We start from the raw sequence: 26155 nt of genomic DNA on the forward strand, positions 1-26155 counted from the left end.
CGAGAGACCCACCGGCACCGGGAGACGTACGCCACCGGAACGGTCCGATGTTTCACGTGAAACCAGCGTCAGCCGGATGTTTCACGTGAAACCACCCCATCAGCCAGGTGTTTCACGTGGAACAACTCCTCAGTGGTGTTTCACGTGAAACACCTCCTCGTGCTTCACGTGAAACACCTCCTCGTGCCTTCCACCAACCGGACCAGTGGAGACACGGGCCCATCCCGGGTGAGTCCTGACCGAGAAGCGGGGCCGGCATCGAGGGCGAGGCAGCGCCCCACCGTGGTCCCAGGCACGAGGACACGTCAACGCGTCGGGGAGTACAGCAGCGCCGGTGCCCAGAACCCGCGATCGTCAGTCGCGGCGGCAGGAGCCCTGACCGGCTCACGCCCCTACTCCGCCAGCGGCAAGTAGACGCGGCTCCCCAAAGCGGCGAACTCGCGTGACTTCTCCAACATCCCCGCGTCGATCTCGTCCTGACTCAACTCCGCCCGCGTGGAACCCGCTTCGAGGAGGTCCGGGGCGAACTGCTCGGTGATGTCGTGGCTGATCTTCATCGAGCAGAACTTCGGCCCGCACATGGAGCAGAAGTGCGCGGTCTTGGCCGGTTCGGCCGGGAGTGTCTCGTCGTGGTACTCGCGGGCGGTGTCCGGATCGAGGGCCAGGTTGAACTGGTCCTCCCAGCGGAACTCGAAGCGCGCCTCCGACAGGGCGTCGTCCCAGTCCTGGGCCCCGGGATGTCCCTTGGCCACATCGGCGGCGTGGGCGGCGATCTTGTAGGTGATCACCCCGGTCTTCACGTCGTCCCGGTTGGGCAGGCCGAGATGTTCCTTGGGGGTCACGTAGCAGAGCATGGCGGTACCCCACCAGCCGATCATCGCCGCGCCGATACCCGAGGTGATGTGGTCGTAGGCGGGGGCGATGTCCGTGGTCAACGGGCCGAGCGTGTAGAACGGCGCCTCCTCGCAGATCTCCTGCTGGAGGTCGATGTTTTCCTTGATCTTGTGCATCGGCACGTGTCCTGGGCCCTCGATCATCGTCTGGACGCCGTGCCGACGAGCGACCGCGTTCAGCTCACCGAGCGTCCGCAACTCCGCGAACTGAGCCTCGTCGTTGGCGTCCGCGATCGAGCCGGGCCGCAACCCGTCCCCGAGCGAGTACGTCACGTCGTAGGCCGCGAGGATCTCGCACAGCTCCTCGAAGTGCTCGTAGAGAAAGGACTCCTGGTGATGGGCGAGGCACCAGGCGGCCATGATCGAGCCGCCCCGCGAGACGATGCCGGTCTTGCGCCGGGCCGTGAGCGGGACGTAGGGCAGCCGGACACCGGCGTGCACCGTCATGTAGTCCACGCCCTGCTCGGCCTGCTCGATCACCGTGTCCTTGTAGATCTCCCAGCTCAGCTCCTCGGCCTTGCCGTCGACCTTCTCCAGCGCCTGGTAGAGCGGCACCGTGCCGATGGGGACCGGCGAGTTGCGCAGCACCCACTCCCTCGTGGTGTGGATGTTGCGTCCGGTGGAGAGATCCATGACGGTGTCGGCTCCCCAACGGGTCGCCCAGGTCATCTTCTCCACCTCCTCCTCGATCGAGGAGGTCACCGCGGAGTTGCCGATGTTGGCGTTGACCTTCACGAGGAACCGCTTGCCGATGATCATCGGCTCGATCTCGGGGTGGTTGACGTTCGCGGGTAGCACCGCGCGCCCTGCGGCCAGTTCCGCCCGGACGATCTCGGGTTCGAGGTTCTCGCGCAGCGCGACGAACTCCATCTCCGGGGTGATCTCCCCCCGCCTGGCGTAGGCGAGTTGCGTGACGGCGCGTCCGTCCCTGCTCCGGCGCGGCTGCCGGGGGCGCCCGGGAAAGACCGCGTCGAGGTTGCGGAGCCCGCCCCGGGGCGAGGTGTGCTTGAGTCCGTCGTCCTCCGGCCGCACGGGCCGGCCCGCGTACGTCTCGGTGTCGCCGCGGCCCGCGATCCAGTTCTCCCTGAGCGGTGCGAGCCCACGGCGTACGTCGGTCCTCTCGGCCGGGTCGGTGTACGGGCCGGAGGTGTCGTACAAGGTCACTACACGGCCGTTGGTCAGGTGCACGGCCCGCACCGGCACCCGCAGGCCGGGGCGTGAGCCCTCGACGTACGCCTTGTGCCAGCCGATGGTGCGTTCCTCCTGCGGGGACAGCGGCTGCTCGCTCGCCGTCCTCTCCTCCGCGGAGGCAGGGGTGTGCGCGTCCGATGTGGTCATGAGACCTACTCCCTACGCCGGCATTACCCGGTAACAGGTTCGGCGGTCGACGCAGCCTTCCCGTACTTCTCGCCGAGGTCTCGGCCGTACGGAGTTCAGCGCCCTCTCAGCCCGGTGCTCCGAGCTCCCGCGTGTACGTATCGTGGCCTCACGCTAACGCCATCCCGGGCGCGCTGAACAGAGGGCGTGTGCCGTTCTTGCGATGATCGGGCGGTGACGACACCACCCCCTACGGATCTCGGCCACGGTTCCGCCCACGGCCACAGCCACCAGCACGGCCCGGCCACACCTGGCTCAAGGAGACTGCGTACGGTCATCGCCGCCGTGCTCGTACCGTTCACCGCCGCCGTCGTCGTGGGACTCGTGACGCTGTGGCCCGGCGAGCCGCCCGAGCACGGGCGTTCAGGCGTGGGTTTCGACCGGCAGACCGTGGCCGGCAAGGTCGTCGCGGTTACGCACGTCGGATGCAAGGACGGAACCGCGTCGAACGGCGTGGCGGGCTCGGCGACCGGGGCGGCGGAGCCCCGGGGAGACGCGCCGGGGGCGGTACCGGGCAACGGCGGACACGCCGACGGAGTCTGTGAACAGGCGAAAATCGAGGTCACCGAGGGCAAGGACCGCGGGCGGACCTTCAACGAACTGGTCCAGCCCGATTCCCCGCGTCAGCTGCGCGCGGGTCAGGAAGTCGTCCTGGCCTACGCGCCGGACGCGCCCCGGGAACTCCAGTACTCCGTCACCGATGTCGGCCGAAAGCTGCCGATGCTGCTGCTTGCCGGGATCTTCGCGCTGGCGGTCGTCGTCGTCGGCCGGTTGCGGGGGCTCATGGCGCTCGTGGCACTCGCCGTGAGCTTCCTCGTGCTCACCTTCTTCATCCTGCCCGCGGTGTTGCAGGGCTCGAATCCTCTGGTGGTGGCGGTCGTGGGGGCGAGTGCCATCATGTTGCTCGCGCTCTACCTCTGCCACGGGCTGACGGCCCGCACCTCGGTGGCCGTCCTCGGCACCCTGGTGTCACTGCTGCTCATCGGCCTGCTCGGCTCGCTCTTCATCGGGTGGGCGGCGCTGACCGGCAACACCGACGACAACACCGGACTCGTCCACGGTCTCTATCCCGGGATCGACATGAGCGGGCTCCTGCTGGCCGGGGTCATCATCGGTTCACTCGGAGTGCTCGACGACGTGACGGTCACGCAGACCTCGGCCGTATGGGAGCTTCGGCAGGCCGACCCGGCGATAAGCCGTCGCGCTCTGTACCGCGCCGGCATCCGGATCGGGCGGGACCACATCGCCTCGGTGGTCAACACGCTGGTGCTGGCGTACGCGGGGGCTTCCCTGCCGCTGCTCCTGCTGTTCTCGCTGGCGCGGAGCGACGTCGGCACGGTCGCGGGCAGCGAACTGGTGGCCGAGGAGATCGTCCGGACCCTGGTGGGTTCCATCGGCCTGGTGGCCTCCGTGCCGGTCACCACGGCACTGGCCACGCTCGTCGTGTCGGCCGACCGCCCCGGCTCGAAGCCCGAGGACGTCCCGACACCCCCGCCTCTAGCGGCGGTGCCCGGCCCGGACCGCGGCCCACTGCGTGGCGCGGTGCTTGGCGGCGGAGGCCGACGCCGCAAACGCTGAGACGGCCGACGGGAACCCGCGCGCACTGCTCACCTCGGGTACCGGTGTCCCACCCGGCAGCGGGGCCGCAGAAGACCGAGTCCGATGCGGCCCTGGCGACTTGGCGACCTCCAGGGCCCACCCGGCTCTCTCCGGGTCCCCCGAGGTCCGTCGCCGCCCTCCGGAATCAGCCCGCGCTCTGTTCCTCGGCGAGGATCCGGTGCAGGGCGTCGTCCAGGTGACTCTCGAAATCCGCCGAGGCACGCTCCTCGCCCAGCGGAACGAGCCGGTCCGTGCGGTCGAGGAACGCGACGATGGGCGCCATACTCACCCGGAACAGCGCGTGATCGGCTCCGACCTGCAACCGGATGTGCATGTCGGCCGGCGGCTCCGCGTCCATCAACGGGTCGAGCTCGACGGGGGCGACACGCACGTCGCCGTCTCCGCACGGCTCCTCGATACCGTCGCTGAGCAGATCCCTCCCGAAGGTCCAGGAGACCGGAGCGTCCCCCGGGAGATGGAACGTCAGCCGGACGGCGTACGGATCGTCGGCCTCGTACCGAAGCTCGACGGGGATACGGAAGGACAGCTCCTCGGAAACGAGGAAGCTCATCATGACTTCTGCCTGTACGGACTCGCGCATCGCCAACCCCGTCGATTGCCGTCACCTGATCAGGGGCTCAGGCCCCTGACACTCCTGACACATTGCTCGGTGCACCCATCACATCACAGTGAGTGACACCACAGATACTGATTGAGGAACAAACCTGCGGGGAAAACTGTCCGCAACCTACTCGCCGAGCAGGCCGGAACTCCCGCGACCGATCACCGGTATTCCGGCTGCCCCCTGGCAGATCGCGTATGCGCCGCGCCCTAGAGGGGCCGCACGTTCACTCCTTTGCCCCAGCGGGCCGCCGGAGCACCGGAAAAGACCACCGCGTCGGCGGCGGCCCGAACATCGCGGAGCGTGACGCCTGGAACGGACGACGAGCCCCTCGGGGCGCCGTCCGGGAACGGTGCGCGCCACGAAGGGCTCGAAGAGGGCACCCGAACCGGAGAGTTCGGCGAAGGTGCGGTCAACCGTGGCCAAGGGTCACTTCCAGGGCGCGAGTACAGCCTCCCCCGCCATGGGCCGAGGAGGCACAGGAAGCGGCTGCGGAGTCGGGCCCCACGCCGGTGTCCGGACTGTAGCCTCTGGCGCTGTCGGATGGTGGCGGAGCGAGGAAACTTCCCCCGGGTGGGCGAACGGGGCCCCGTGGGCGGGCGCACGGAGCGCCGTCTTCTCGCCCTCTCGGGACGCGGTAGGCACGACTGGCGGGCAGGGCCTCGTGGCGGGGTCGGTCCGGGCGCGGTCGCGGGACCCCGCCGGGGAGCCGGGACCGGTCCCCGGGCGTGCGTGGAGTGGAGTCCCGGGCGCCGGGCGGGCCCGGTCGCGGCCGCCGAGGTGGCGCGTCCCGCGCGGCCGCGCGTCGGACCGCCCGGCCGTGACCCGGTCCGGGCCGCCCTGCCGGACCGGGTCAGTAACGGCCGGAGGAAGAACCCGCGTCCTTGAACTTGCGTACGACGTAGATCAACACGCCCACCACCGCCACGAAGACCAGCACCTTGAACAGCAGTCCGATCACGAAGCTGAGGATCGAGGTGATCAGGCCACCGAAGATCACCAGGGCGACCACGGGCACGGCCACCCACTTCACCCACCACGGCATACCCGTGAATATCTCCCGAACCGCCATCGCCCCTACCTCGTCTCCCCGAAACCCCGGTGCCCGCCCGTCCGTCGCTGTCGGCCGGGTCTGTCGGCTGTCGTCCGTCTGCTGTCGTCCGTCTGCTGTCGTCCGTCTGCTGTCGATGCTAGAGCGCCGCCCCTCCCGGGCGGGCGTCTCGCACCCCTGGCTCGTCCCTGAACAATCCCTTAGGGGACTGCCGTCGAGCCGACCGGCCGTTCGGAGGAGATCAGCCCTCCGGAGGCGAGAAGACGACCAGTACGCGCAGGTCCTCGCTGATGTGGTGGAACCGGTGGGGGGTGCCGGCCGGCACGAAGACCACGCTGCCGCGCGCGACCTCCGTCGTCTCCGCGCCCACGGTGATGGCGGCCCGGCCGCTCACCACGAAGTACACCTCGTCCTGGCGGTGCGGCTGCTGGGGGTCGGTACTCCCCGCGTCGAGCGCGTACAGCCCGACCGACATGTTCTTCTCCCGGAGGAACTGGAGATAGGCACCGTCGTTGACGGCACGCTCCACCTCCAGCTCGTCCAGCCGGAACGCCTTCATCGACTCGCGCACCTTTCGGTCACTCTGCTTACCTGGCCGGGCTGATCCTGTCTGCCACGATCAACCGCATGAAGAACTTCGCACTCAAGACGATCGCCAACGCGGCCGCTCTCGCCGTCGCGGTATGGCTGGTCGACGACATCACCCTCGCCGGCCACAGCACGGGCAACAAAGTCCTCACCCTGATTATCGTCGCACTGGTCTTCGGCGTCGTGAACGTCCTGGTGAAGCCGCTCGTACAGCTCCTCACCCTCCCCCTGTTCATCCTGACGCTCGGGCTGTTCACCCTGGTCATCAATGCTCTGATGCTGCTGCTGACCTCCTGGGTGTGTGACAAGCTGGACGTCAGTTTCCACGTGGACGGCTTCTGGACGGCCGTGCTCGGCGGACTGATCGTGTCGGTGGTCTCCTGGGCGGTCAGCCTGGCACTGCCCGAGGACCGCGACTGACCCCGTCGTCCGCGTGCGCCGGGTCACCGCCCGCCCTCTTCTGAAAACGATCATTCCTCTCTCGCGAGAGCTCACTTCCTCCCGCCTGAAAGTCGCCCCGCCACCGCCTTCGGACCGAAGGTGACCGATGCTGTATGCATCGCACGTACGACACACAGGGAGAGGGCCGGGGGCGGGGAACACGCTCACGGCCCGCGGGAAGGAGCGGCTCAGGATGGCAGGAGAAGGTACGAGGGCGGTGCGGGCGGGCTTGCCGGAGCCGACGAAGAACGCGCCGACGCTGCCGGGTCCGGTGTTCGCGGCCCACTTCCATCTGCCCGGTGACGTCTCGGGGCCGTACACCTACGGCCGCGACGACAATCCGACCTGGACTCTGCTGGAGCGGGCCGTCGGAGAACTGGAGGCTCCGGGGGAAGAGGTCGAGACCCTCGTGTTCGCCTCAGGCATGGCCGCGATCTCCGCCACGCTCTTCTCCCAGGTCACCTCGGGCGACATCGTGGTACTGCCCAACGACGGCTATCAGGTCCTCCCCCTCGTCCGGGAACAGCTCACCGCGTTCGGCGTCGAGGTACGCACCGCGCCGACCGGCCAGGACGCCCAGCTCGACGTACTGGACGGAGCCAAGCTGCTGTGGATCGAGACGCCCTCCAACCCGGGTCTGGACGTGTGCGACGTTCGCCGGCTGGTTGCCGCCGCCCACGCGCAGGGCACACTCGTCGCCGTCGACAACACTCTGTCCACGCCGCTCGGCCAGCGTCCGCTGGAACTGGGCGCGGACTTCTCGGTGGCCTCCGACACCAAGGGCCTCACAGGCCACGGCGATCTGCTCCTGGGACACGTGACCGGACGCGACCCCGGACTGATGGCAGGTGTCCGGCGCTGGCGCAAGATCGTCGGTGCGATCCCCGGACCGATGGAGGCATGGCTCGCCCACCGCTCACTGGCCACCTTGGACTTGCGCAACAGCCGGCAGAGCGCCAACGCCCTCGCCCTCGCCGAAGCACTGCGACACCGGAGCGACATCACCGGCCTGCGGTACCCCGGCCTGCCCGACGACCCGTCGCACAAGATCGCCAACGAGCAGATGCACCGCTTCGGGACCGTCCTGGTCTTCACCCTTCCGTCCCGGGAACGTGCGGAACGCTTCATGTCGGGCCTGCGACTGGTGGAGGACGCCACAAGCTTCGGCGGGGTCCGCTCCACCGCGGAACGTCGCCGGAGGTGGGGCGGCGACGCGGTCCCCGAGGGCTTCATCAGGTTCTCCGCCGGTGCGGAGGACACGGAGGACCTGATCGCCGACGTCCTGCGGGCTCTCGACGAGAGCTGACGTCCCCGCGGGCGCGGCGCGAACCCCAGGGCCTGCCGGCCGGTGCCGGTGCGGCCCCTCCGTCCAGCAACTTCCGTTTCTTGGGGTCAGATGACCGCGCCCAAGGAGACGGGCGGGCCGAGCCTCCCCTCATGGCTCGACCCGCCCCGGTAGCCCGCACCGGCAACCCGCACCAGTAGCCCTAAGTGAAGCGGAAAACCGTGCCCCGCAGGCTAGTTGACTGTCTGTCAGCGCCAATCACCGTAGTGCCAGCGGGGCGTCGAAAACTTGCACTTGCTGAAGGCGGACGGACCGGAAGGGGATGGGGAGGTAGGGGGGAGAGGCCAACCATGGACCTGGCCGCCCTGCTCCGTACGTTCGTCACCAGTGCACCGGTCCGGTGCCTACGCGAGTTCCTTTACGCGAACCGCCGCGCCGCTCGGTCTGTCGCAGCAGGTGGCCACCTCTCAGATCCGCACCCTGGACGGAGGGCGCGGCCACCCGCTCTTCCCCCGATAGGCGCGCGGTGTCGTTTTCACCTCGCCGGCGGACGCTCTGGTCGGCGTCGCGGAGGACGGTCTCGGTGACGGACACCGTTCCTCGCGGACGCTGCGTCTGGTGGGGCCACCGGAGTGCACCGCCCACCGTGCGCTTCCCGCCCTGGCCGTCATGGCCGTCCAGGGGCCGTACTCGCCTGAGCCGTGGCCGGGGCGGGTCTCGCCGTATCGCCGCGGTACCCGCGCACCTCGGCTGTCGCCCGGGTGAGCTGATCCTCCTGCTCGATCCACCCGTTCCTCCGCTGGGTCCTTACTTCCTCGCCGTACGCGGGGGAACCCTGGCTCCGCTCACATCACCAGGGCCGACGAGAGGCTGCTGCACTCTGCCGCGAAGGGTCCTGAGAAACGGTGCTGGGAAACGGCCGCCATCTCGCCGGCGCAACCCGCCGAGAGCGTCCACCGGACACGGCGAGGCCGCCCGCGATGTTTCACGTGGAACAACTCGGGCCACATTCCCTCCATGACCGTCCGCCCCTTGGTCAAGCGCACCGCACGAGCCGTTCTCCTCGACGGAGACCATCTCGTGCTGATCAAACGCACGAAGCCCGGACTTGATCCGTACTGGGTGACCCCGGGCGGCGGCGTCGAGCCGGAGGATCGCACCGTGATCGACGCCCTGCACCGAGAGGTTCACGAAGAGCTGGGAGCGAAGATCCGCGAGGTGGTCCCCTGCTTCGTGGACACCGTGGAACACATCGGGGAGGACGGCGGCGCGACCGGCGTCAAAGTGCAGCTCTTCTTCGCATGCCGGCTCGAATCGATGGATCTCTCGCAACGGCACGGTCCCGAGATCGAGAACCCGTGCGGTACGTACGAGATCGAGCGCGTGCCCTTCACCAGGGTCGGGATCGCCTCGGTCCACCTCGTCCCGCTCTCCCTGCGCCACTACCTGGACGCGAACATCGAGGGAGTCGGCGCCCTGCTGTCCCCTGACCTCGCCTGAGGACACCGTTACCTCGCCCGCCATGGCTGCGGCGACAGATGAGCCTCCCGGGTCTCAGGACAGATGACATCTCGACCTCGCCCGGACTTCGTTCGAGCCCGCCGTGGGACTGTACGAGCAACACCCCGGGCCCGACACCCTCCGACCCCGCAGTCCGCGCGGGCGGGCGTGCCTGCTGCGCAGCGGGTGAAGCGCGACGAGTACTCACCCCCTGTTTACCGCCGGTGTACCAGCAGGGCACCACTCACCCGCCACGCGATGTTTCACGTGAAACATTCCGGGTCGCCGCGCTGATCCGGCGTCCGAAAAGAGAGTGGACGTAGCCACCTCGCCTCCGTCAGCCTGACCCCGTGCCGTCATGCTCCCCCACCCCGCAATCCGTCCGTAGGCTGACCCGGCGCGACCTTTCCGCCTGCACGGCCCTGGCAGAGGATCGGGGGTGGCCTCCCGACACCCACCTGTGGTCGTTGCTGCTCGCGGCCGGTACGGGGTTCGGCATCGACGCCCCGGAGGGAGGGCTGGCCGCAGCCTGCGTCCTGTCGCTCTACGGCCCGGAGGAACGGCCCGGTCTGGGTGTCCTGGGGATGCTTCTGGTGGCTCGCCGGCACGCCCGTCAGGGCCTCGGGCGCGCTCTGGTAGACGCCGCGGCAGCGACCGCCGGCGCCGCGCCTCTGTCTCTCTACGCGACTACTCAGGGACTACCCCTCTACGAGCAACTCGGCTTCACGAGCACGGGGAGTGCGGCGACCCATCAAGGCCGGTTTCTGGGCGTTCCACCGTCCGCTCCGTTCGTCGCGCCGGCAAGCGCCGCAGGGGTCAGCACCCGTCGCGCCACCGCCGGTGACCTCCCGGCGATTCTGCGCCTGGACGGTGAGGTGTTCGGGCTCGACCGCACGGCCTTGCTCGCCAGGCTCCCGGCCTTCGCGGATCAGCTCGTGGTCGCGGAGACGGAGGGTGTGCTCGTCGGCTACGCGGCACGCTGGCCCGGCCCACACGCCGACGTCCTGGGTCCGGTGATCGCCCGCGACACCGCCACCACGCAGTCCCTCATCGAAGACCTGGCGAGGGGAAGCGCCCGGCCGCTCAAGCTCGACGTGGACGTCCGCCACAAGGAGCTGTGCGACTGGCTCCACGTATGCGGGCTGGAACGTACGTCTGTGAGTTCCGTCATGCTGCGTGGGGCGGCGGAGCCGCCGGGTGACTGGCGCCGCCGTTTCGCTCCGCTGACCACGGCGGTCGCCTGAGGCAGGGCTTGGAGCGGGCCGCTTCAAGAACAAGACCCCAGCAGTCGGGCTCTCCCGGAATAGTTGCAGGCGCTTTATAGTTGCACGCAATGACTATTTCAGGGCATGCCCTACCCTGAATGAAGTCGCTCAGGACGGAGGAAGCCCCCATGACCGCGACCGACCCCGCACTGACGGCGCTCGCCCATAGCTGGTCCGCTCTGTCCGTGCTGCACGGACGCATCGAGTCACGTATCGAACGCGCGCTTCAGGCCGGACACCAGCTGAGTGTGCGCGAGTTCTCTCTCCTCGACGTGCTCTCCAGGCAGCACGACGGCGAGGGCGGACATCTCCAGATGCGCCAGGTCGCCGAGGCAGTCGTACTGAGCCAGAGCGCCACCACCCGCCTCGTGACGCGGCTGGAGGATCGCGGGCTGCTGTCGCGCTACCTGTGCCCCACCGACAGGCGAGGCATCTACACCGATGTGAGCGACGCCGGACGCGTTCTGCTGGAGGAGGCCCGTCCGACGAATGACGCCGCTCTGCGCGCGGCCCTGGACGATGCCTCGCGGGACCCGCAGCTGGCGCCCCTCGTCACGGCGATGGAAGCCATGGAGACGGTCCCGCAGCCGGTGTGACATCGCGCCACCGAGCCGACACGGGGGGTGCGGGCCACATCGGCGGCCGCAACTACTACGGCCGACCGTTTGTGTACCGCTCGCCCCTGGGGGAGCCCAGGCCGACTATCTAAGATCACCCCATGGCCGATCTTGAGATACGACAGTCCACGGTTGAGGACATCGCCGCCATCGTCGAGATGCTCGCGGACGACCCCCTCGGCGCCCAGCGCGAAAGCCCGGACGACCTCGCCCCCTACCGAACCGCCTTCACGCGGCTTGAGCAGGACCCGAACCAGCAGCTGATCGTGGCGGTGCGGAACGCAGAGGTGGTCGGCTGCCTCCAGCTCACCACCATCCCCGGGCTCTCCCGGCGTGGCGCCACCCGTACGCTCATCGAAGCGGTGCGGGTGCGGGCCTCCGAGCGGAGCACCGGCCTCGGCACCCAGCTCATGCAGTGGGCCATCGAGGAGTCCCGGCGGCAAGGGGCGAGCCTGGTACAGCTCACCTCCGACTCCCTGCGCGCCGACGCGCACCGCTTCTATGAGCGCCTGGGCTTCAAGGGTTCACACGTCGGCTTCAAGCTCTCACTCTGAGTCTGTGCGCATGTTTCACGTGAAACATGCGCACAGACCCCGAGCGCCCATCTGCCCTGGCCCCGCGTGGCCTCGTGCGGCTCAGATCGCAAGCCCGCGCCACCCCTCGGGGTCCGAGCCGCCCGGTACCGGCGCGGCTTCGTCATACGGCTGACGCGTGAACACGAACGAGCCGAGATCCAGGTGGGTGACCTGCCCCGAGTCGTCGCGCACCGCCCGGAGCTCCTCCCCCGCGTAGTAGGCGTCCAGCCCTACCCAGGTACCGTCGCCGACCGGACAGAACCTCGACTGGCGGCCGCCACCTCCAAGGCCCCCGAGTTCCAGCCCTCCTTCGGCGGCCAGCCGGACCGCGACCGCCTGCGTGCCCCAGTACCACGGCCCGGTCAGCGCCAGCAGGTTCTGGTCCACATCCGGGAGGGGGCGCCAGGGAGCCGGCAGCTTGGGCTCGGCGTCCGCCACGATTCCCACCAGCTCGGCGGCCACCGTCCCCGCAGCCACCCCTGAGGTGCAGTTGGCCAGCACCACCGCGGCGACATCGTCCTCCTCGCAGGTCCACAGGCCGGCGACGAAGCCGGGAACCGAACCGGTGTGGCCCGCGAGCGTACGGTCACCCCTGCGCCTCAGCTGCACCCCGAGGCCGTACGACTCCTCCCAGCCGCTCGGCGCGGCAGCGGTTCGCAGGTCCCGAACGGATTCCTGGGGGAGCACCCTGTCGTCACCGTTCATGAGGAACGCGGCGAAACGAGCGAGATCACCCGCTGTGGACCACAACTGTCCGGCAGGCGCCATCACCCCCAGGTCCTCCACCTTCTCGGGCTGCAGGACGTCGGCCCACGGGTGCACTGCCCACCCTCCCGCGTTCGGTGCCTGGGGCCGGACGCTCGTCCGGTGCAGTCCCAGAGGGCCCAGCACCTCCTGCTGAAGGACTTCTTCCCAAGTGGCCGCGCGGAGCCTCGCCACGAGGGCGCCCAGGAGCGCGAACCCGGGGTTGGAGTAGTGGTGGCGACGGCCGCGCTCGTGACGGAACGGCCGGTCGCCCAGTACGTCACGCAACTCGGGCCGCAGAGAGGCGGGTGTCCGCTCCCACCAGGGTCCGGGCGTCTCGGCGGCCAGCCCCGCGGTGTGGGAGAGCAGCTGCACGACGGTGACCTCGCCGACCCCCGTCCCCGGCAGATGCCGTTCGACAGGGTCCTCCAATCGCAGGAGCCCTTCGTCCCGCAGCCGCATGACCAGGACGGCGGTGAACGTCTTGGTGATCGAGCCGACCCGGTACTGCACGTCGTCGTCCGGCCCATGACCGTCCACCGAGGTCCGCGCCCCGCTCCACACCTGCCGACCGCCCCGGACCACGGAGGCGACCAGCGAGGGCGCCCTCCCCTCGGCCTGGGCCCGTGCGATGCGATGCAGCAGAGCTCTGCGTGTCCCCGGCAACAGGTCGGGCTCCGAAGAGGGATCGCTGAACTGGTCCTGAGGTGACGTCATGGCCGCACGGTAGCTGTCTTCGTGCCCACGGCAGAAGGAGGAATCGTTCCACGTGGAGCCCAGGGCCCGACGAGGAAACCGGGATGCCGTACGGACGACCGGGGTGGTGCAATGCCCGGATGCAGCCCGAGGCGAAAGAGGTGGTGGACCGCGGCGCCTATCCGGACGCGGTGACGCCGTGGGAGCAAGCGGACTGGCGCGAGGAGGCGCTCGGCTGGATCTCTCACGAACTGGCCGCTCACGGTCTACGGGCATCGGGTCCGCTCCGGGTGCGCCTGCGCCCCTGGTCCGTACTCGTACGGTTGTCCGTCGGCGACCGCACCGTGTGGTTCAAGGCGAACCCGCCGGCGAGCGCCTTCGAGGCGCCGCTGACCGAAGCGCTGTCCCGCTGGGTGCCGCAGCACGTGCTGACCCCGCTCTCCGTCTCTCCTGACCACGGCTGGTCCCTGCTGCCGGACGGCGGGCCGCTCCTGCGGGACGTGTGGGACGGCGACCGCGCCGGGTCACACGCCTGGGAGCAGGCGCTGAGCCAGTACGCCGAGATGCAGCGCGGACTCGTGGCGCACACCGAGGAAGTGGAAGCCCTCGGTGTCCCCGGGCACCGCACACCGGACCTTCCGCGCGTCTTCGATCGTCTGGTGAGCGACTCCGCCGTGCGGGATCTCACCGACAAACGCGAGACAGCGGCCTTGCGCCTGCGGGTCGTCGAGTGGTCCGCGGAACTGTCCGCCGCCGGAATCCCCGACGCACTCGACCACGCGGATCTGCACGACGGGCAGCTCTTCGCCCCCGCGCCGGGCCGCTTCACCTTCTTCGACTGGGGCGACGCCGCGATCACACACCCCTTCTGCAGCCTGCTGGTCCCCGCGCGTGCCGCACACGACCGCTTCGGCCCGGGTATCCTCCCCCGGCTCCGTGACGCCTACCTCGAACCGTGGACCGGCAGCGGCCTCACCACCGGGGAGCTGCACCGTGCCCTGCGCCTCGCCTGGCGACTCGCGGCCATCGGACGGGCCAGCTCCTGGGGCCGCCTCTTCCGAGGCGACACGGCCGGCGCGAACCCCGCACGAGGAGCCGAGGTCCTCTGGTGGTTACGCCACATGCTGACCGAACCGCCGCTCTAGGGCCGTCCTGGCTCGGGCGCTCTGTCCCTCGTGGGACGATCCGGGCTTTTTTCCCCCCGCGTCGAGGTCGCCGGTCGGCTCGCGTACGGCCAGGAGGCCCCGGCGCGCTCACGCGTGCCGCGCACCTTCCTCCGCAAGGCCCGGCAGCCCCGGGGACCACAGTGCGGCTGCCTCGCCGGACCGTAGATGCTGCTCGTACACGACGACCTTGGTGTGGATGACGTCGAGGCAGGCGGTCAGCTCATCGATCCTGGCCCGCACGTTCCGCTCGTGCTCACGGAGCAGTTCGAGGCGGTCGGGTTCATTGCCCGGACCGGTACGGACCAGTTCGGCGAACTGCCTGATCACAGCGATCGGCATACCGGAGGCACGGAACCGGTTGCACAGCACGAGCCAGTCCACGTCCGCTTGTTCGTAGATCCGCTGCCCTCCGGCCGAGCGGGGGATCTCGCGCAGGAACAGCCCCTCACGTTCGAAGAACCGGAGCGCGTGCACGCTCATCCCCGTCGCTTCCGAGACACTTCCGATCGCCAGCCCCTGCGCGTTCCCCTTCTTCATGGCCGGACCCTACCTTGACCTAGCGCGCACTCTAGGTCCTAGCGTCCAGCGCATGATCACAGAACAGCGCAAGCTGGGCACCGGTTTCGGCGCCCACAGCACCGCCGCCGAGGTTCTCGCCGGAATCGACCTGACCGGCACCACCGCCCTGGTCACCGGCGGGTACTCCGGACTCGGCCTGGAGGCCACCCGCGCGCTGGCCGGCGTGGGGGCGCATGTCATCGTCCCGGCCCGCCGGCCCGAGACCGCCGGGGAAGCTCTGCGGGCCCTGCCCGGGGCGGAGGTCCACCCGCTCGACCTGGCCGATCCGGACAGCGTCCGGATCTTCTCCGAGCGCTTCCTGGAGACGGGACGCACTCTCGACGTCGTCATCAACGGCGCGGGCGTGATGGCCTGTCCGGAGACCCGCGTCGGCCCCGGCTGGGAAGCGCACTTCGCCATCAACCACCTCGGGCACTTCGCCCTCGTCAACCGTCTCCGCCCCTCCCTCGCGCCCGGCGCCCGGGTGGTCGTCGTCGCGTCGTCCGGACACTTCCTGTCCGCCATCCGCTGGGAAGACCCGCATTTCCGTACCGGTTACGACCGCTGGCTCGCCTACGCCCAGTCCAAGACCGCCAACGCCTTGTTCGCCCTGCACCTCGACACGCTCGGCGGCGAGGACGGGCCCCGTGCCTTCGCCGTGCACCCCGGCAGCATCCTCACTCCGCTGCAGCGCCACGTGGCGCGCGAGGAGTGGGAAAAGCTGGGCTGGGTGACCCCGGACGGCGAGTCCGCCGAGGGCTTCAAGACGCCGCAGCAGGGAGCGGCGACGGCGGTCTGGGCCGCGACCTCTCCACTGCTCGACGGTCACGGGGGCGCCTACTGCCAGGACTGCGACGTCGCCGAGGCGGCCGACACCGACGACATGCTCATCGGCGGGGTCAAGCCCTGGGCCAGAGATCCCCAGTCGGCCGCCCGCCTCTGGGCGCTCTCCAGCGAACTCACGGGCGTGAACGCGTTCTGATTCCGGACGAGTCCGGCCTCGCTCGCGGGCCTCCGCTCCTCCACACCAGCCATGCGTAACCCCGGAGAAGTGCGCGGAGACGGCCGCGGGTCGCCCAGCCGTGCGCGGTCACGGCATGCTCCCGGCGCTGACGACGGCGAGCACGCTCAGCCCGGACCCTTCGAAACTGAGTGCCGGAGCCCCCGAGCCCTCGGCCCCGGAAGGCCCGGGTTCAGCTCTGCGCCATGTCCACGAACCGGGAGTAGTGGCCCTGGAAGGCGACGGTGATGGTGGCCGTCGGGCCGTTACGGTGCTTGGCGACGATCAGGTCGGCCTCGCCGGCGCGGGGGGACTCCTTCTCGTAGGCGTCCTCACGGTGGAGCAGGATGACCATGTCCGCGTCCTGCTCGATCGATCCCGACTCACGGAGGTCGGAGACCATCGGCTTCTTGTCGGTGCGCTGCTCAGGGCCACGGTTGAGCTGCGACAACGCGATGACCGGTAGTTCGAGTTCCTTCGCCAGCAGCTTGAGGTTTCGGGACATGTCCGAGACCTCCTGCTGACGGCTCTCGGGACGTCGTGAGCCGCCTGACTGCATGAGCTGGAGGTAGTCGATGATGACCAGCTTGAGGTCGTTGCGCTGCTTGAGCCGGCGGCACTTCGCGCGGATCTCCATCATCGACAGGTTGGGGGAGTCGTCGATGTAGAGCGGGGCCGCGGACACGTCCGGCATCCGGCGGGCCAGCCTGGTCCAGTCGTCGTCGGTCATGGTGCCGGAACGCATGTGGTGCAGCGCGACCCGGGCTTCCGCCGACAGCAGGCGCATCGCGATCTCGTTACGGCCCATTTCGAGAGAGAAGATCACACTGGGCAGGTTGTTGTTGATGGCGGCGGCCCGCGCGAAGTCCAGCGCGAGAGTCGACTTGCCCATGGCGGGACGGGCCGCGATGACGACCATCTGCCCGGGGTGGAGTCCGTTGGTCAGGGAGTCGAAATCGGTAAACCCGGTCGGCACCCCCGTCATCTCTCCGCTACGCGAGCCGATCGCCTCGATCTCGTCGAGAGCGCCCTCCATGATGTCGCCGAGCGGCAGGTAGTCCTCGCTGGTCCGCTGCTCGGTGACGGCGTAGATCTCGGCCTGCGCCCCGTTCACGATCTCGTCGACGTCGCCGTCCGCCGCGTACCCCATCTGGGTGATGCGCGTCCCTGCCTCGACCAGCCTGCGCAGTACGGCCCGCTCGTGGACGATCTCCGCGTAGTACTCGGCGTTCGCCGCCGTCGGCACCGTCTGCACGAGGGTGTGCAGATAGGGAGCGCCGCCGATTTTGGTGATCTCCCCGCGCCGGGTCAGTTCCGCGGCGACCGTGATCGGGTCGGCCGGCTCACCCTTCGCGTAGAGGTCGAGGATGGCCTGGAAGACCGTTTCGTGGGCGGGACGGTAGAAGTCGGCGCCCTTGAGCACCTCCACGACATCGGCGATCGCGTCCTTGGACAGCAGCATGCCGCCGAGCACCGACTGCTCCGCGTCGAGGTCCTGCGGCGGTACGCGCTCGAACCCGCCCGCGTCCCAGGAACCGCCCTCGCGCCCCCGGTCGTGCTGGTCCTCCTTGCCGCCGCCACGGCCCTCGCCACCGGCGCCCTCGTCGCGCCGCCGACGGGAAGCGGGCAGACGGTCCCCCGGACCGCTGTCGGCCCAGGGGTCGTCCAAGGGCTCGGAGATACTCACCGGGCCGCCTCCTCCTGTCCGCGACGCGGACCTCGCCGTGACCACCATTCGTACGGCACGACACTGACAAATCGAGAAGCCCGCGTCCGGTTCGGAGGCGTCGGCTTTATGACGTTTCCTGGCTGCCGAGCGCGCTGCGGGCGACGCCCCACGTTAGGCCCGTCCGCACCGTCAGCCAATCTGGTTATCCACAGGCACTGTGGATGAACGGCCCAGAGCTGTGGAGAACTCGCCCGATCCTGTGCATGAGCCGGTGGACAGGGCTGTGAACAAGCCCGCACCCCTTCACACAGACCGCCTCTGAGCTGCGCATACTCCGTCCACCGCTTGTGCAGGAGAAAAACTTTTCGCGGCGGGCCAAGATCAGGCAACCAGACGCGCCCACTCCGTTGAACCGCGCGCCGCTGTAAGGGTTAGGAGCGCATTGCATCTATTACCTGTGGAAGATTAGATTGACCGCATGACACAGGCCCCCGGCTCGGCCAGAGCCACTCGACGCCGGCACGACCGAGAGATCATCGCACTCGCCGTACCCGCGTTCGGCGCGCTGGTCGCCGAGCCGCTGTTCGTGATGGCGGACAGCGCCATCGTGGGCCACCTCGGTACCCCCCAGCTCGCCGGACTCGGAGTCGCCTCCGCCCTGCTCACCACAGCGGTGAGCGTCTTCGTCTTCCTCGCCTACGCCACCACCGCCGCCGTATCCCGCCGGGTCGGTGCGAAAGATCTCGGCTCAGCCATCCGGCAGGGGATGGACGGCATCTGGCTGGCCCTGCTGCTGGGCGTTCTCGTCGTAGCCTTCGCACTGCCGGCCGCCCCCTGGCTCGTCGACCTGTTCGGCGCCTCCGGAACCGCCGCGCCCTACGCCGTCACCTACCTACGGATCTCGGCGCTCGGCATCCCGGCCATGCTGATCGTGCTCGCCGCCACCGGAGTGCTGCGCGGTCTCCAGAACACCCGCACCCCGTTGTACGTCGCCGTTGGCGGCTTCCTCGCGAACGGCGCGCTCAACGCGCTCCTTGTCTACGGCGCGGGCCTGGGGATCGCCGGCTCCGCCTGGGGAACCGTGATCGCCCAGTGGGCCATGGCCTTCGTCTACCTTGTCGTGGTCGTCCGTGGAGCACGACGGCACGGTGCCTCCCTGAGGCCGGACCTCGCAGGAATACGAGCCAGCGCACGGGCCGGGGCGCCTCTCCTGATCCGTACGCTGTCACTCCGCGCCATCCTGATGATCGCCACGGCGGTGGCCGCACGACTGGGAGACGCGGACATCGCCGCCCACCAGATCGTCCTGTCGCTGTGGAGCCTGCTCTCCTTCGCGCTCGACGCGATCGCGATCGCCGGTCAGGCCATCATCGGCCGGTACCTCGGGGCAGAGGATTCCCAGGGCGCACGGGATGCCTGCCGGAGGATGGTGCACTGGGGAATCGCCTCGGGAATCGTTCTCGGCCTGCTCGTCGTCGTTGCCCGGCCTCTGTTCATCCCCTTGTTCACGAGCGACTCCGCCGTCCATGACGCGGCTCTCCCCGCTCTGTTGGTCGTGGCGGTGGTCCAGCCCGTATGCGGTGTGGTCTACGTGCTCGACGGTGTCCTCATGGGGGCGGGGGACGGCCCCTATCTCGCCGGAGCCATGATCATCACGCTGGCCGTGTTCACACCGGCCGCCCTCCTGGTCCCTCATCTGGGCGGCGGGCTGACGGCTCTGTGGGGAGCCATGGCCTTGATGATGGTCGTGCGCCTCCTCACCCTGTGGCTGCGCTCGCGTTCCGGACGCTGGATCGTCACCGGCGCCAGTCGATGAGCCCATGTTTCACGTGAAACATCCAGCTCTGTTTCACGTGAAACATCGAGGAGCGGGCACAGACAGGCTGAGCCCCCACGCCAGGCCTGCGGGCGAACGATTAAGGCAAGCGGAAGGGCCGCACTCCCGCCGGGGAGTACGGCCCTTCCCGGTCGTACCGGGCGCTCAGACGCTCAGTCGTACCAGAGGCTCACACGGCCTTCAGGCGCTGACGACCTCGATGTTGACCTTCGCGGCCACCTCGGGGTGCAGACGCACGGACGCCTCGTGGGCGCCGAGCGACTTGATCGGCGAACCCAGCTCGATGCGGCGCTTGTCCACGTCCGGACCACCGGCGGCCTTGATCGCCGAGGCGATGTCGGCCGGGGTGACGGAACCGAAGAGGCGACCGGCCTCGCCGGAGCGCGTGGACAGCCGGACCTTGACGCCTTCGAGCTGCGTCTTGATCTGGTTGGCCTGCTCGATCGTCGCGATCTCGTGGATCTTGCGAGCACGACGGATCTGCGCGACGTCCTTCTCGCCACCCTTGGTCCAGCGGATCGCGAAACCACGCGGGACCAGATAGTTGCGAGCGTAACCGTCCTTGACGTCGACGACATCGCCGGCGCCGCCGAGGCCAGAGACCTCGTGGGTGAGGATGATCTTCATTAGTCGGTCACCCTTCCCTTATCGCGCGGTGGACGTGTAGGGCAGCAGCGCCATCTCACGGCTGTTCTTGACGGCCGTGGCGACATCGCGCTGGTGCTGAGTGCAGTTGCCGGTCACGCGACGGGCACGGATCTTGCCGCGGTCGGAAATGTACTTCCGCAGCATGTTCGTGTCCTTGTAGTCAACGTACGTGACCTTGTCCTTGCAGAATGCGCAAACCTTCTTCTTCGGCTTGCGCACAGGCGGCTTCGCCATGGTGTTTCTCCTGTTAGATCAAGAAGTTGGGGTCGCGCCCACCCTTTAGAAGGGGGGCTCGTCCGAGTAGCCGCTGGCACCGCCGCCGGAGTTTCCACCCCAGTTGCCACCGCCGCCACCCTGCTGACCGCCGCCGGAGGGAGCGCCGGTGGCCCAGGGGTCGTCGGAGGGAGCTCCGCCGCCACCCTGCTGCTGGCCGCCGCCGGGGTTTCCACCCCAGCTGCCGCCCTGCTGGCCGCCACCGTTACCGCCGCCGTACCCGCCCTGGCCGCCCCGGCCCGTGGTCTTGGTGACCTTGGCCGTGGCACTGCGCAGGCTGGCGCCGACCTCGTCGACGTCCAGCTCGTAGACCGTGCGCTTGACGCCCTCGCGGTCCTCGTAGGACCGCTGCTTCAGCCGGCCCTGCACGATGACGCGCATGCCGCGCTGGAGCGACTCGGCGACGTTCTCCGCAGCCTGACGCCAGACCGAGCAGGTCAGGAACAGGCTTTCGCCGTCCTTCCACTCGTTGGTCTGCCGGTCGAAGGTGCGCGGAGTGGACGCGACGCGAAACTTCGCGACGGCCGCGCCGGAGGGCGTGAAGCGCAGTTCGGGGTCGTCGACAAGATTGCCGACCACCGTGATGACGGTCTCGCCTGCCATTGGGGGTACCTCTCGGCGGGTTAGCTCTGGGTGCTTGACTAGCTACTCGAAGCCCGTGAATCCCTGAGCTGGAGAGCTCAGTGGGTCTCGGGACGGAGGACCTTGGTCCGGAGGACCGACTCGTTCAGGTTCATCTGACGGTCGAGCTCCTTGACGACCGCAGGCTCGGCCTGGAGGTCGATGACCGAGTAGATGCCCTCGGGCTTCTTCTTGATCTCGTACGACAGACGACGACGGCCCCAGGTGTCGACCTTCTCCACCTTGCCGTCGCCCTCGCGGACGACAGACAGGAAGTTCTCGATCAGGGGAGAGACAGCGCGCTCCTCAAGATCGGGGTCGAGGATCACCATCACCTCGTAGTGACGCATATGTAACCCACCTCCTCTGGACTCAGCGGCCACGGTCGATCCGTGGCAGGAGGGTTGTCATGCGTTGCGACGGTACTGGCCCCCACTGACAACCGGCATCCACCAGCGAGAAGCGGGTGGGGGGCGGTTTTCGGCGGGCAGACAGACACCGGCGCAGACGGTACACAGTACCCGCACACCCGCTTCCGGTTGAAATCCGGGCCCAGGGGGACGCAATCTGTACACAACGGATGTGACCGGCGCTACTATGCGCAGCTTCCGACGGAGGTGCCCGATGGCACAGGCAATACGTCCCCCCGTTGTACGTCCCCCTTCCGCGAACTCCCTCGTCTCCGGCGACGGCCGGCCCCACCCCCTCCAGAACACGCTCGTCGTCGCCACCCTCGTCCTGGGCGTGCTGGCCTTCGCCACCTCGTTCTTCCACGGACTCCATCTGCTGAGTTCCTGGGCCGGACTGGTCGGCGTCGTACTGGGCGCCTACGGGCAGTACATCTCGGTCACCACCCGGGAACGCTTCGGGCTGGTCATCGGCATGGGGGCGGCCGGCGTCGGCCTGCTCATCGGCATGGCGCACGGCGGCCTGTTCGGCGGGGTCTTCTGACCGGGCCGAACCCGAAGGTCCCTCCGGGCACCCCGCAGGGGACAGAGCCCCGGCCCTCCCTCCACGCCGAGCACCCGGACGAACCCGCACGCCCAGCCCGAGGAGCGCCCCGAATGAGCCTGACCCTGAGGACCATCAGCCGCGAGCACCATCTGGCGTTCATCCAGAGCCTGCCCGCGGCCAGTCACATGCAGGTCCCGGCATGGGCGGACGTGAAGGCGGAATGGCGTTCGGAGAGCCTGGGCTGGATCGATGACAAGACCGGTCATCTGGTGGGCGTCGGCCTGGTCCTCTACCGGCAGCTGCCGAAGATCAAGCGGTACCTCGCCTACCTGCCCGAGGGGCCGGTCATCAACTGGTACGCCCCCAATCTGGAGGAGTGGCTCCAGCCGATGCTGGCCCACCTCAAGAGCCAGGGCGCCTTCTCCGTGAAGATGGGCCCGCCGGTGGTCATCCGCCGCTGGGAGTCCCCTTCCATCAAGAAGGGCATCCAGGACCCCGATGTGAAGCGGCTGCGGGACATCGAGCCGGACATCATCGAACCGCGCGCGTTCGAGGTGGCGGACAAGCTGCGCCGGATGGGCTGGCAGCAGGGTGAGGACGGTGGCGCGGGCTTCGGCGACGTCCAGCCGCGGTACGTGTTCCAGGTCCCGCTGGCCAACCGCTCTCTGGAGGACGTCCACAAGGGCTTCAACCAGCTCTGGCGCCGCAACATCAAGAAGGCCGAGAAGGCCGGCGTCGAGGTCGTCCAGGGCGGTTACCACGACCTGCCGGAGTGGCAGCGGTTGTACGAGATCACGGCCGTGCGCGACAAGTTCCGCCCGCGTCCGCTCTCGTACTTCGAGCGCATGTGGTCGGCGCTGAACTCCGAGGACCCCAACCGGATGCGTCTGTACTTCGCCCGGCACAACGGGGTGAACCTGTCCGCGGCCACCATGCTCGTGGTCGGCGGCCACGTCTGGTACTCCTACGGCGCCTCCGACAACATCGGCCGTGAGGTCAGGCCCTCCAACGCCATGCAGTGGCGCATGCTCCGGGACTCCTACGCGCTCGGTGCGAGCGTCTACGACCTTCGGGGCATCAGCGACTCCCTGGACGAGAACGACCATCTCTTCGGTCTCATCCAGTTCAAGGTGGGTACCGGTGGCGAGGCGGCCGAATACCTCGGAGAGTGGGACTTCCCGCTGAACAAGCTGCTGCACAAGGCTCTCGACATCTACATGTCCCGGCGCTGATCCGCCGGACCCGTCACACTCGCTGTACCCCTCTCCCTGCTTCACCGCAGCCACAAGAAAGGTTCCGGGACCGGCCATGGCGCTCACGCTCTATGTCGACACCGCGCGCTGGCGGGCACACCACAAGCACGTGCTGGAGCAGTTCCCGGACATCGTCCCGGTCTGCAAGGGCAACGGCTACGGCTTCGGCCACGAGCGGCTCGCCGAGGAGGCGACCCGCTTCGGCTCCGACATCCTCGCCGTCGGCACCACGTACGAGGCCGCCCGGATCAAGGACTGGTTCAGCGGTGACCTGCTGGTCCTCACCCCGTTCCGGCGGGGCGAGGAACCGGTGCCCCTGCCCGACCGCGTCGTGCGCTCCGTCTCCTCGGTGGACGGGGTGCGCGCTCTCGTGGGCGCCCGGGTCGTCATCGAGGTCATGTCCTCGATGAAGCGGCACGGGGTGACCGAGCAGGATCTGCCGATGCTGCACGGCGCGATCGACGACGTACGCCTTGAGGGCTTCGCGATCCACCTGCCGCTGGACCGTACGGACGGGACGGACGCGGTCGAGGAGGTCATCGCCTGGATGGACCGGCTGCGCTCCGCCCGGCTACCGCTGCACACGATGTTCGTCAGCCACCTCAAGGCCGACGAACTCGCGCGGCTGCGCCAGCAGTTCCCGCAGACCCGGTTCAGGGCCCGTATCGGCACCCGGCTGTGGCTCGGGGACCACGAGGCGACGCAGTACCGTGGCGCGATCCTCGACGTCACCCCGGTGTCCAAGGGGGACCGGTTCGGCTACCGGCAGCAGAAGGTCGCCTCCGACGGCTGGCTCGTGGTCGTCGCGGGGGGCACCTCGCACGGCGTCGGGCTGGAGGCCCCCAAGGCGCTGCACGGCGTGATGCCGCGGGCCAAGGGCGTGGCCAGGGCCGGACTCGCCACGGTGAACCGCAATCTCTCCCCGTTCGTGTCCGGTGGGAAGCAGCGCTGGTTCGCCGAACCGCCGCACATGCAGGTGTCGATCCTGTTCGTGCCGTCCGACGCCCCCGAGCCCAGGGTCGGCGAGGAGCTCGTGGCTCATCTGCGGAACACGACGACGCAGTTCGACCGGCTCGTCGACCACTGACGATCCGTGCAGCCGCAGCGGCGGGCGACGAGACCTCCCCAGGTGTCGTCGCCCGCCGTCGTGGGGCGTGACGCGCACGCGTCTCCGGTGGTTCTCTAGGGGCGCCCGACCGGCCCCGGCTCCTCGCCGCTTTGCCCGTGCCCCTCCTCGACGCCCGTCTCCTGCTTCTGCCGGGCGTGACCCCAGTCGACGTACGGGCCGTGGTGCTCGTCGCCGTAGGGCTCCGTCTCACCGGCGTAACCGAAGACGTGGACGTCAGGGGCCCCGTCGAGCACCCCTCCGGAGGGATCGTCCTCGCCTGCCAGCCGTACGACGTCCCGCTCGGGCATCAGGATGTCGCGCACGACGATCGCGCACAGGTAGAGCGTCGCCAGGAGGTGGCAGCCGATGGCGAGATGGTAGCCCTCGGCGGGCAGGCCCATCGCGTTCTTCCCACCGGTGGTGTACGCGAGGTACAGCCAGATGCCCAGGTAGTAGAGCACCTCGCCGGCCTGCCAGATCAGGAAGTCCCGCCAGCGCGGCCGGGCCAGCGCGGCGAGCGGCACCAGCCACAGGACGTACTGCGGCGAGTAGACCTTGTTGGTCAGAATGAAGGCGGCGACGACGAGGAAGGCCAGCTGGGCGAAGCGGGGCCGCCTCGGCGCCCGCAGGGTGAGCACGGCTAGCGCCAGGCAGGCCAGGAGCATGAGCCCCGTCGCGAGGGAGTTGACCGTGTCGATGCCGAGCGGGTTGTCCATACGCTGGGAGAGGACCAGCCAGAAGGAGCCGAAGTCGACACCTCGCTCCTGGCTGAAGGTGTAGAACTTCGCCCAGCCCTCGGGGGCGAGGAGCATCACGGGAAGGTTCACCACGAGCCACGCGCCGGCTGCTCCTGCGACCGCGAGGGCGAGTGCGCGCCACTTGGCCGCTCGCCAGCACAGGACGACCAGCGGCCCGAGCAGCAGGAAGGGGTAGAGCTTGGCTGCCGTGGCCAGCCCGAGGAGCACGCCGAAGGCGAGTGCCCGGCCCCGGGACCACATGAGCATCGCGGCCGCCGTAAGCGCCACGGCGAGCAGGTCCCAGTTGATCGTGGCGGTGAGCGCGGCCGCCGGCGCCAGGGCCACCAAGAGGCCGTCCCAGGGACGGCGACGGTGGGTACGAGTCGCGCAGACCGCGACGACCACAGCGCAGATCATGAGCATTCCGGCGTTGACCAGCCAGTAGACCTGCTCACGGTGGACGAGGTCCGCGCCGCCGGGTGTGAGCCAGGAGGCGACCTCCATGAAGACGCCGGTCAGGACGGGGTACTCCAGGTACTTCATGTCGCCGGGGAGCTGGTCGAAGTACGGAACCAGTCCGTCGGCGAAGCCCCGCCCCTGGAACAGATGGGGAATGTCCGAGTAGCAGGCGTGCGTGTACTGGGCATTGGCTCCGAAGAACCAGCCGCCGTCGTAGCAGGGGATCTTCTGGACCATCCCGAGTGCGAACATCCCGATGGCCACCAGGGCGACTACGCGGACCGGCGTCCACCAGGACGCACCCAGCAGGGCACGTCTCCCGACCGGGCCGCCGATCAGTTCGCTCCCCTTGGCGGCAATCCCGTCCTCCTGCGTGGGGCGCACCGGATCGGGCTGCTGCACGCGCGTACTCGTCATGGCGGCCATCCTGCCGTACGTCCACGGGCCCACGGCTCTGACCCGGTCCTGAAGCCGCCGAGAGGCCCGACCGGGCACCCCACGGGAAGGCCGCCGCACCTCAGGTGCGGCGGCCTGTGGTTTCACGTGAAACATCGTCCGTGTTTCACGTGAAACATTCGCCTCTGTCCGGCTTCGCCGACATCACGTCGTCACGCGAAGA

25 protein-coding genes, 1 pseudogene and 1 riboswitch are annotated in these 26155 nt (G+C 69.0%); of the genes and pseudogenes, 14 read left to right on the forward strand and 12 right to left on the reverse strand.

Features of this window, described 5'->3' with window-relative positions:
• Positions 1–392: 392 nt before the first annotated feature.
• Positions 393–2231: a phosphomethylpyrimidine synthase ThiC gene (thiC, locus tag ACFYMP_RS23540; protein WP_388861048.1), complete on the reverse strand. Its 1839-nt coding sequence runs from the start codon at positions 2229–2231 to the stop codon at positions 393–395.
• Positions 2224–2372: riboswitch (TPP riboswitch) on the reverse strand. Its footprint overlaps the gene before it by 8 nt.
• Positions 2373–2444: 72 nt before the next feature.
• On the opposite strand from thiC, the gene ACFYMP_RS23545 reads away from it, so the two are divergent.
• Positions 2445–3848 (forward strand): YibE/F family protein, encoded by a 1404-nt coding sequence (locus tag ACFYMP_RS23545; protein WP_388861051.1) that lies wholly within the window; start codon positions 2445–2447, stop codon positions 3846–3848.
• 166 nt (positions 3849–4014) lie between these two features.
• On the opposite strand, the gene ACFYMP_RS23550 is transcribed toward ACFYMP_RS23545, so the two are convergent.
• The 3 genes from ACFYMP_RS23550 to ACFYMP_RS23560 all read right to left on the reverse strand — a co-directional run bounded on the left by ACFYMP_RS23550 (position 4015) and on the right by ACFYMP_RS23560 (position 6101).
• Entirely contained in the window at positions 4015–4470 is a 456-nt protein-coding gene (locus ACFYMP_RS23550) for an SsgA family sporulation/cell division regulator (RefSeq protein WP_388861054.1), read from the reverse strand.
• Positions 4471–5344: 874 nt separating this feature from the next.
• Positions 5345–5563, reverse strand: coding sequence for a DUF5326 family protein (locus tag ACFYMP_RS23555; protein WP_388861057.1), 219 nt, complete (start codon positions 5561–5563; stop codon positions 5345–5347).
• Positions 5564–5783: 220 nt separating this feature from the next.
• Entirely contained in the window at positions 5784–6101 is a 318-nt protein-coding gene (locus tag ACFYMP_RS23560) for a cupin domain-containing protein (RefSeq protein WP_388861060.1), read from the reverse strand.
• 68 nt (positions 6102–6169) lie between these two features.
• Here ACFYMP_RS23560 and ACFYMP_RS23565 point away from each other — a divergent pair, with 68 nt between their 5' ends.
• The 7 genes and pseudogenes from ACFYMP_RS23565 (at position 6170) to ACFYMP_RS23595 (ending at position 11792) form a co-directional block, all read left to right on the forward strand.
• Positions 6170–6550, forward strand: coding sequence for a phage holin family protein (locus ACFYMP_RS23565; RefSeq protein ID WP_388861063.1), 381 nt, complete (start codon positions 6170–6172; stop codon positions 6548–6550).
• Positions 6551–6764: 214 nt separating this feature from the next.
• Positions 6765–7877 (forward strand): cystathionine gamma-lyase, encoded by a 1113-nt coding sequence (locus tag ACFYMP_RS23570; protein ID WP_388861066.1) that lies wholly within the window; start codon positions 6765–6767, stop codon positions 7875–7877.
• Positions 7878–8206: 329 nt separating this feature from the next.
• Positions 8207–8519, forward strand: a pseudogene (locus ACFYMP_RS23575) (LysR family transcriptional regulator); the annotation flags it as partial.
• A gap of 354 nt (positions 8520–8873) precedes the next feature.
• On the forward strand, positions 8874–9356 hold the full coding sequence (locus ACFYMP_RS23580) for an NUDIX domain-containing protein (RefSeq protein WP_388861069.1): 483 nt from the start codon (positions 8874–8876) through the stop codon (positions 9354–9356).
• Between the two features lie 350 nt (positions 9357–9706).
• Positions 9707–10600, forward strand: coding sequence for a GNAT family N-acetyltransferase (locus tag ACFYMP_RS23585; protein WP_388861072.1), 894 nt, complete (start codon positions 9707–9709; stop codon positions 10598–10600).
• Positions 10601–10749: 149 nt separating this feature from the next.
• The gene (locus ACFYMP_RS23590) at positions 10750–11217 is read left to right on the forward strand and encodes a MarR family winged helix-turn-helix transcriptional regulator (protein ID WP_388861075.1); all 468 of its coding nucleotides are present in this window, start codon (positions 10750–10752) and stop codon (positions 11215–11217) included.
• A 122-nt stretch (positions 11218–11339) separates the two neighbouring features.
• A complete protein-coding gene (locus tag ACFYMP_RS23595; protein WP_388861078.1) occupies positions 11340–11792 on the forward strand; it encodes a GNAT family N-acetyltransferase in 453 nt (150 codons plus the stop codon).
• Between the two features lie 81 nt (positions 11793–11873).
• On the opposite strand, the gene ACFYMP_RS23600 is transcribed toward ACFYMP_RS23595, so the two are convergent.
• Positions 11874–13274, reverse strand: a complete 1401-nt coding sequence (locus ACFYMP_RS23600) for a serine hydrolase domain-containing protein (protein ID WP_388861081.1) — start codon at positions 13272–13274, stop codon at positions 11874–11876.
• 119 nt (positions 13275–13393) lie between these two features.
• On the opposite strand from ACFYMP_RS23600, the gene ACFYMP_RS23605 reads away from it, so the two are divergent.
• Entirely contained in the window at positions 13394–14398 is a 1005-nt protein-coding gene (locus ACFYMP_RS23605) for an aminoglycoside phosphotransferase family protein (protein WP_388861083.1), read from the forward strand.
• Positions 14399–14506: 108 nt separating this feature from the next.
• Here ACFYMP_RS23605 and ACFYMP_RS23610 read toward each other — a convergent pair whose 3' ends face one another.
• Positions 14507–14956 (reverse strand): MerR family transcriptional regulator, encoded by a 450-nt coding sequence (locus ACFYMP_RS23610; protein ID WP_388861086.1) that lies wholly within the window; start codon positions 14954–14956, stop codon positions 14507–14509.
• A 52-nt stretch (positions 14957–15008) separates the two neighbouring features.
• Between ACFYMP_RS23610 and ACFYMP_RS23615 the strand changes: the two genes are divergently transcribed.
• A complete protein-coding gene (locus tag ACFYMP_RS23615) occupies positions 15009–15959 on the forward strand; it encodes an SDR family NAD(P)-dependent oxidoreductase (RefSeq protein WP_388861089.1) in 951 nt (316 codons plus the stop codon).
• A 211-nt stretch (positions 15960–16170) separates the two neighbouring features.
• Here the strand turns inward: ACFYMP_RS23615 and dnaB are convergent, their stop codons facing one another.
• Positions 16171–17646, reverse strand: coding sequence for a replicative DNA helicase (gene dnaB / locus ACFYMP_RS23620; RefSeq protein WP_388861323.1), 1476 nt, complete (start codon positions 17644–17646; stop codon positions 16171–16173).
• A gap of 478 nt (positions 17647–18124) precedes the next feature.
• Between dnaB and ACFYMP_RS23625 the strand changes: the two genes are divergently transcribed.
• Positions 18125–19462, forward strand: coding sequence for an MATE family efflux transporter (locus ACFYMP_RS23625; protein WP_388861092.1), 1338 nt, complete (start codon positions 18125–18127; stop codon positions 19460–19462).
• 201 nt (positions 19463–19663) lie between these two features.
• On the opposite strand, the gene rplI is transcribed toward ACFYMP_RS23625, so the two are convergent.
• From rplI to rpsF, 4 genes are all read right to left on the reverse strand, one after another.
• Complete coding sequence (gene rplI / locus ACFYMP_RS23630; RefSeq protein WP_388861095.1) at positions 19664–20110, reverse strand: 50S ribosomal protein L9; 447 nt, start codon at positions 20108–20110, stop codon at positions 19664–19666.
• An 18-nt stretch (positions 20111–20128) separates the two neighbouring features.
• Positions 20129–20365, reverse strand: a complete 237-nt coding sequence (gene rpsR, locus ACFYMP_RS23635) for a 30S ribosomal protein S18 (RefSeq protein WP_008746874.1) — start codon at positions 20363–20365, stop codon at positions 20129–20131.
• Positions 20366–20410: 45 nt separating this feature from the next.
• The gene (locus ACFYMP_RS23640; protein ID WP_388861099.1) at positions 20411–21007 is read right to left on the reverse strand and encodes a single-stranded DNA-binding protein; all 597 of its coding nucleotides are present in this window, start codon (positions 21005–21007) and stop codon (positions 20411–20413) included.
• Positions 21008–21084: 77 nt separating this feature from the next.
• Positions 21085–21375 carry a 30S ribosomal protein S6 gene (gene rpsF, locus ACFYMP_RS23645; RefSeq protein ID WP_104787430.1) on the reverse strand — a complete coding sequence of 97 codons (291 nt, stop codon included), beginning with the start codon at positions 21373–21375 and terminating at the stop codon, positions 21085–21087.
• 274 nt (positions 21376–21649) lie between these two features.
• Here rpsF and ACFYMP_RS23650 point away from each other — a divergent pair, with 274 nt between their 5' ends.
• The 3 genes from ACFYMP_RS23650 (at position 21650) to ACFYMP_RS23660 (ending at position 24319) form a co-directional block, all read left to right on the forward strand.
• Complete coding sequence (locus ACFYMP_RS23650) at positions 21650–21976, forward strand: hypothetical protein (protein WP_388861103.1); 327 nt, start codon at positions 21650–21652, stop codon at positions 21974–21976.
• 113 nt (positions 21977–22089) lie between these two features.
• Positions 22090–23211 (forward strand): lipid II:glycine glycyltransferase FemX, encoded by a 1122-nt coding sequence (locus ACFYMP_RS23655; RefSeq protein WP_388861106.1) that lies wholly within the window; start codon positions 22090–22092, stop codon positions 23209–23211.
• 76 nt (positions 23212–23287) lie between these two features.
• The gene (locus tag ACFYMP_RS23660; RefSeq protein ID WP_388861109.1) at positions 23288–24319 is read left to right on the forward strand and encodes an alanine racemase; all 1032 of its coding nucleotides are present in this window, start codon (positions 23288–23290) and stop codon (positions 24317–24319) included.
• Positions 24320–24414: 95 nt separating this feature from the next.
• Here ACFYMP_RS23660 and ACFYMP_RS23665 read toward each other — a convergent pair whose 3' ends face one another.
• Complete coding sequence (locus ACFYMP_RS23665; protein ID WP_388861112.1) at positions 24415–25962, reverse strand: glycosyltransferase family 87 protein; 1548 nt, start codon at positions 25960–25962, stop codon at positions 24415–24417.
• Positions 25963–26155: the final 193 nt, after the last annotated feature.

This window comes from Streptomyces sp. NPDC007088, from assembly GCF_042869355.1.
Classification (GTDB): Bacteria; Actinomycetota; Actinomycetes; order Streptomycetales; family Streptomycetaceae; genus Streptomyces.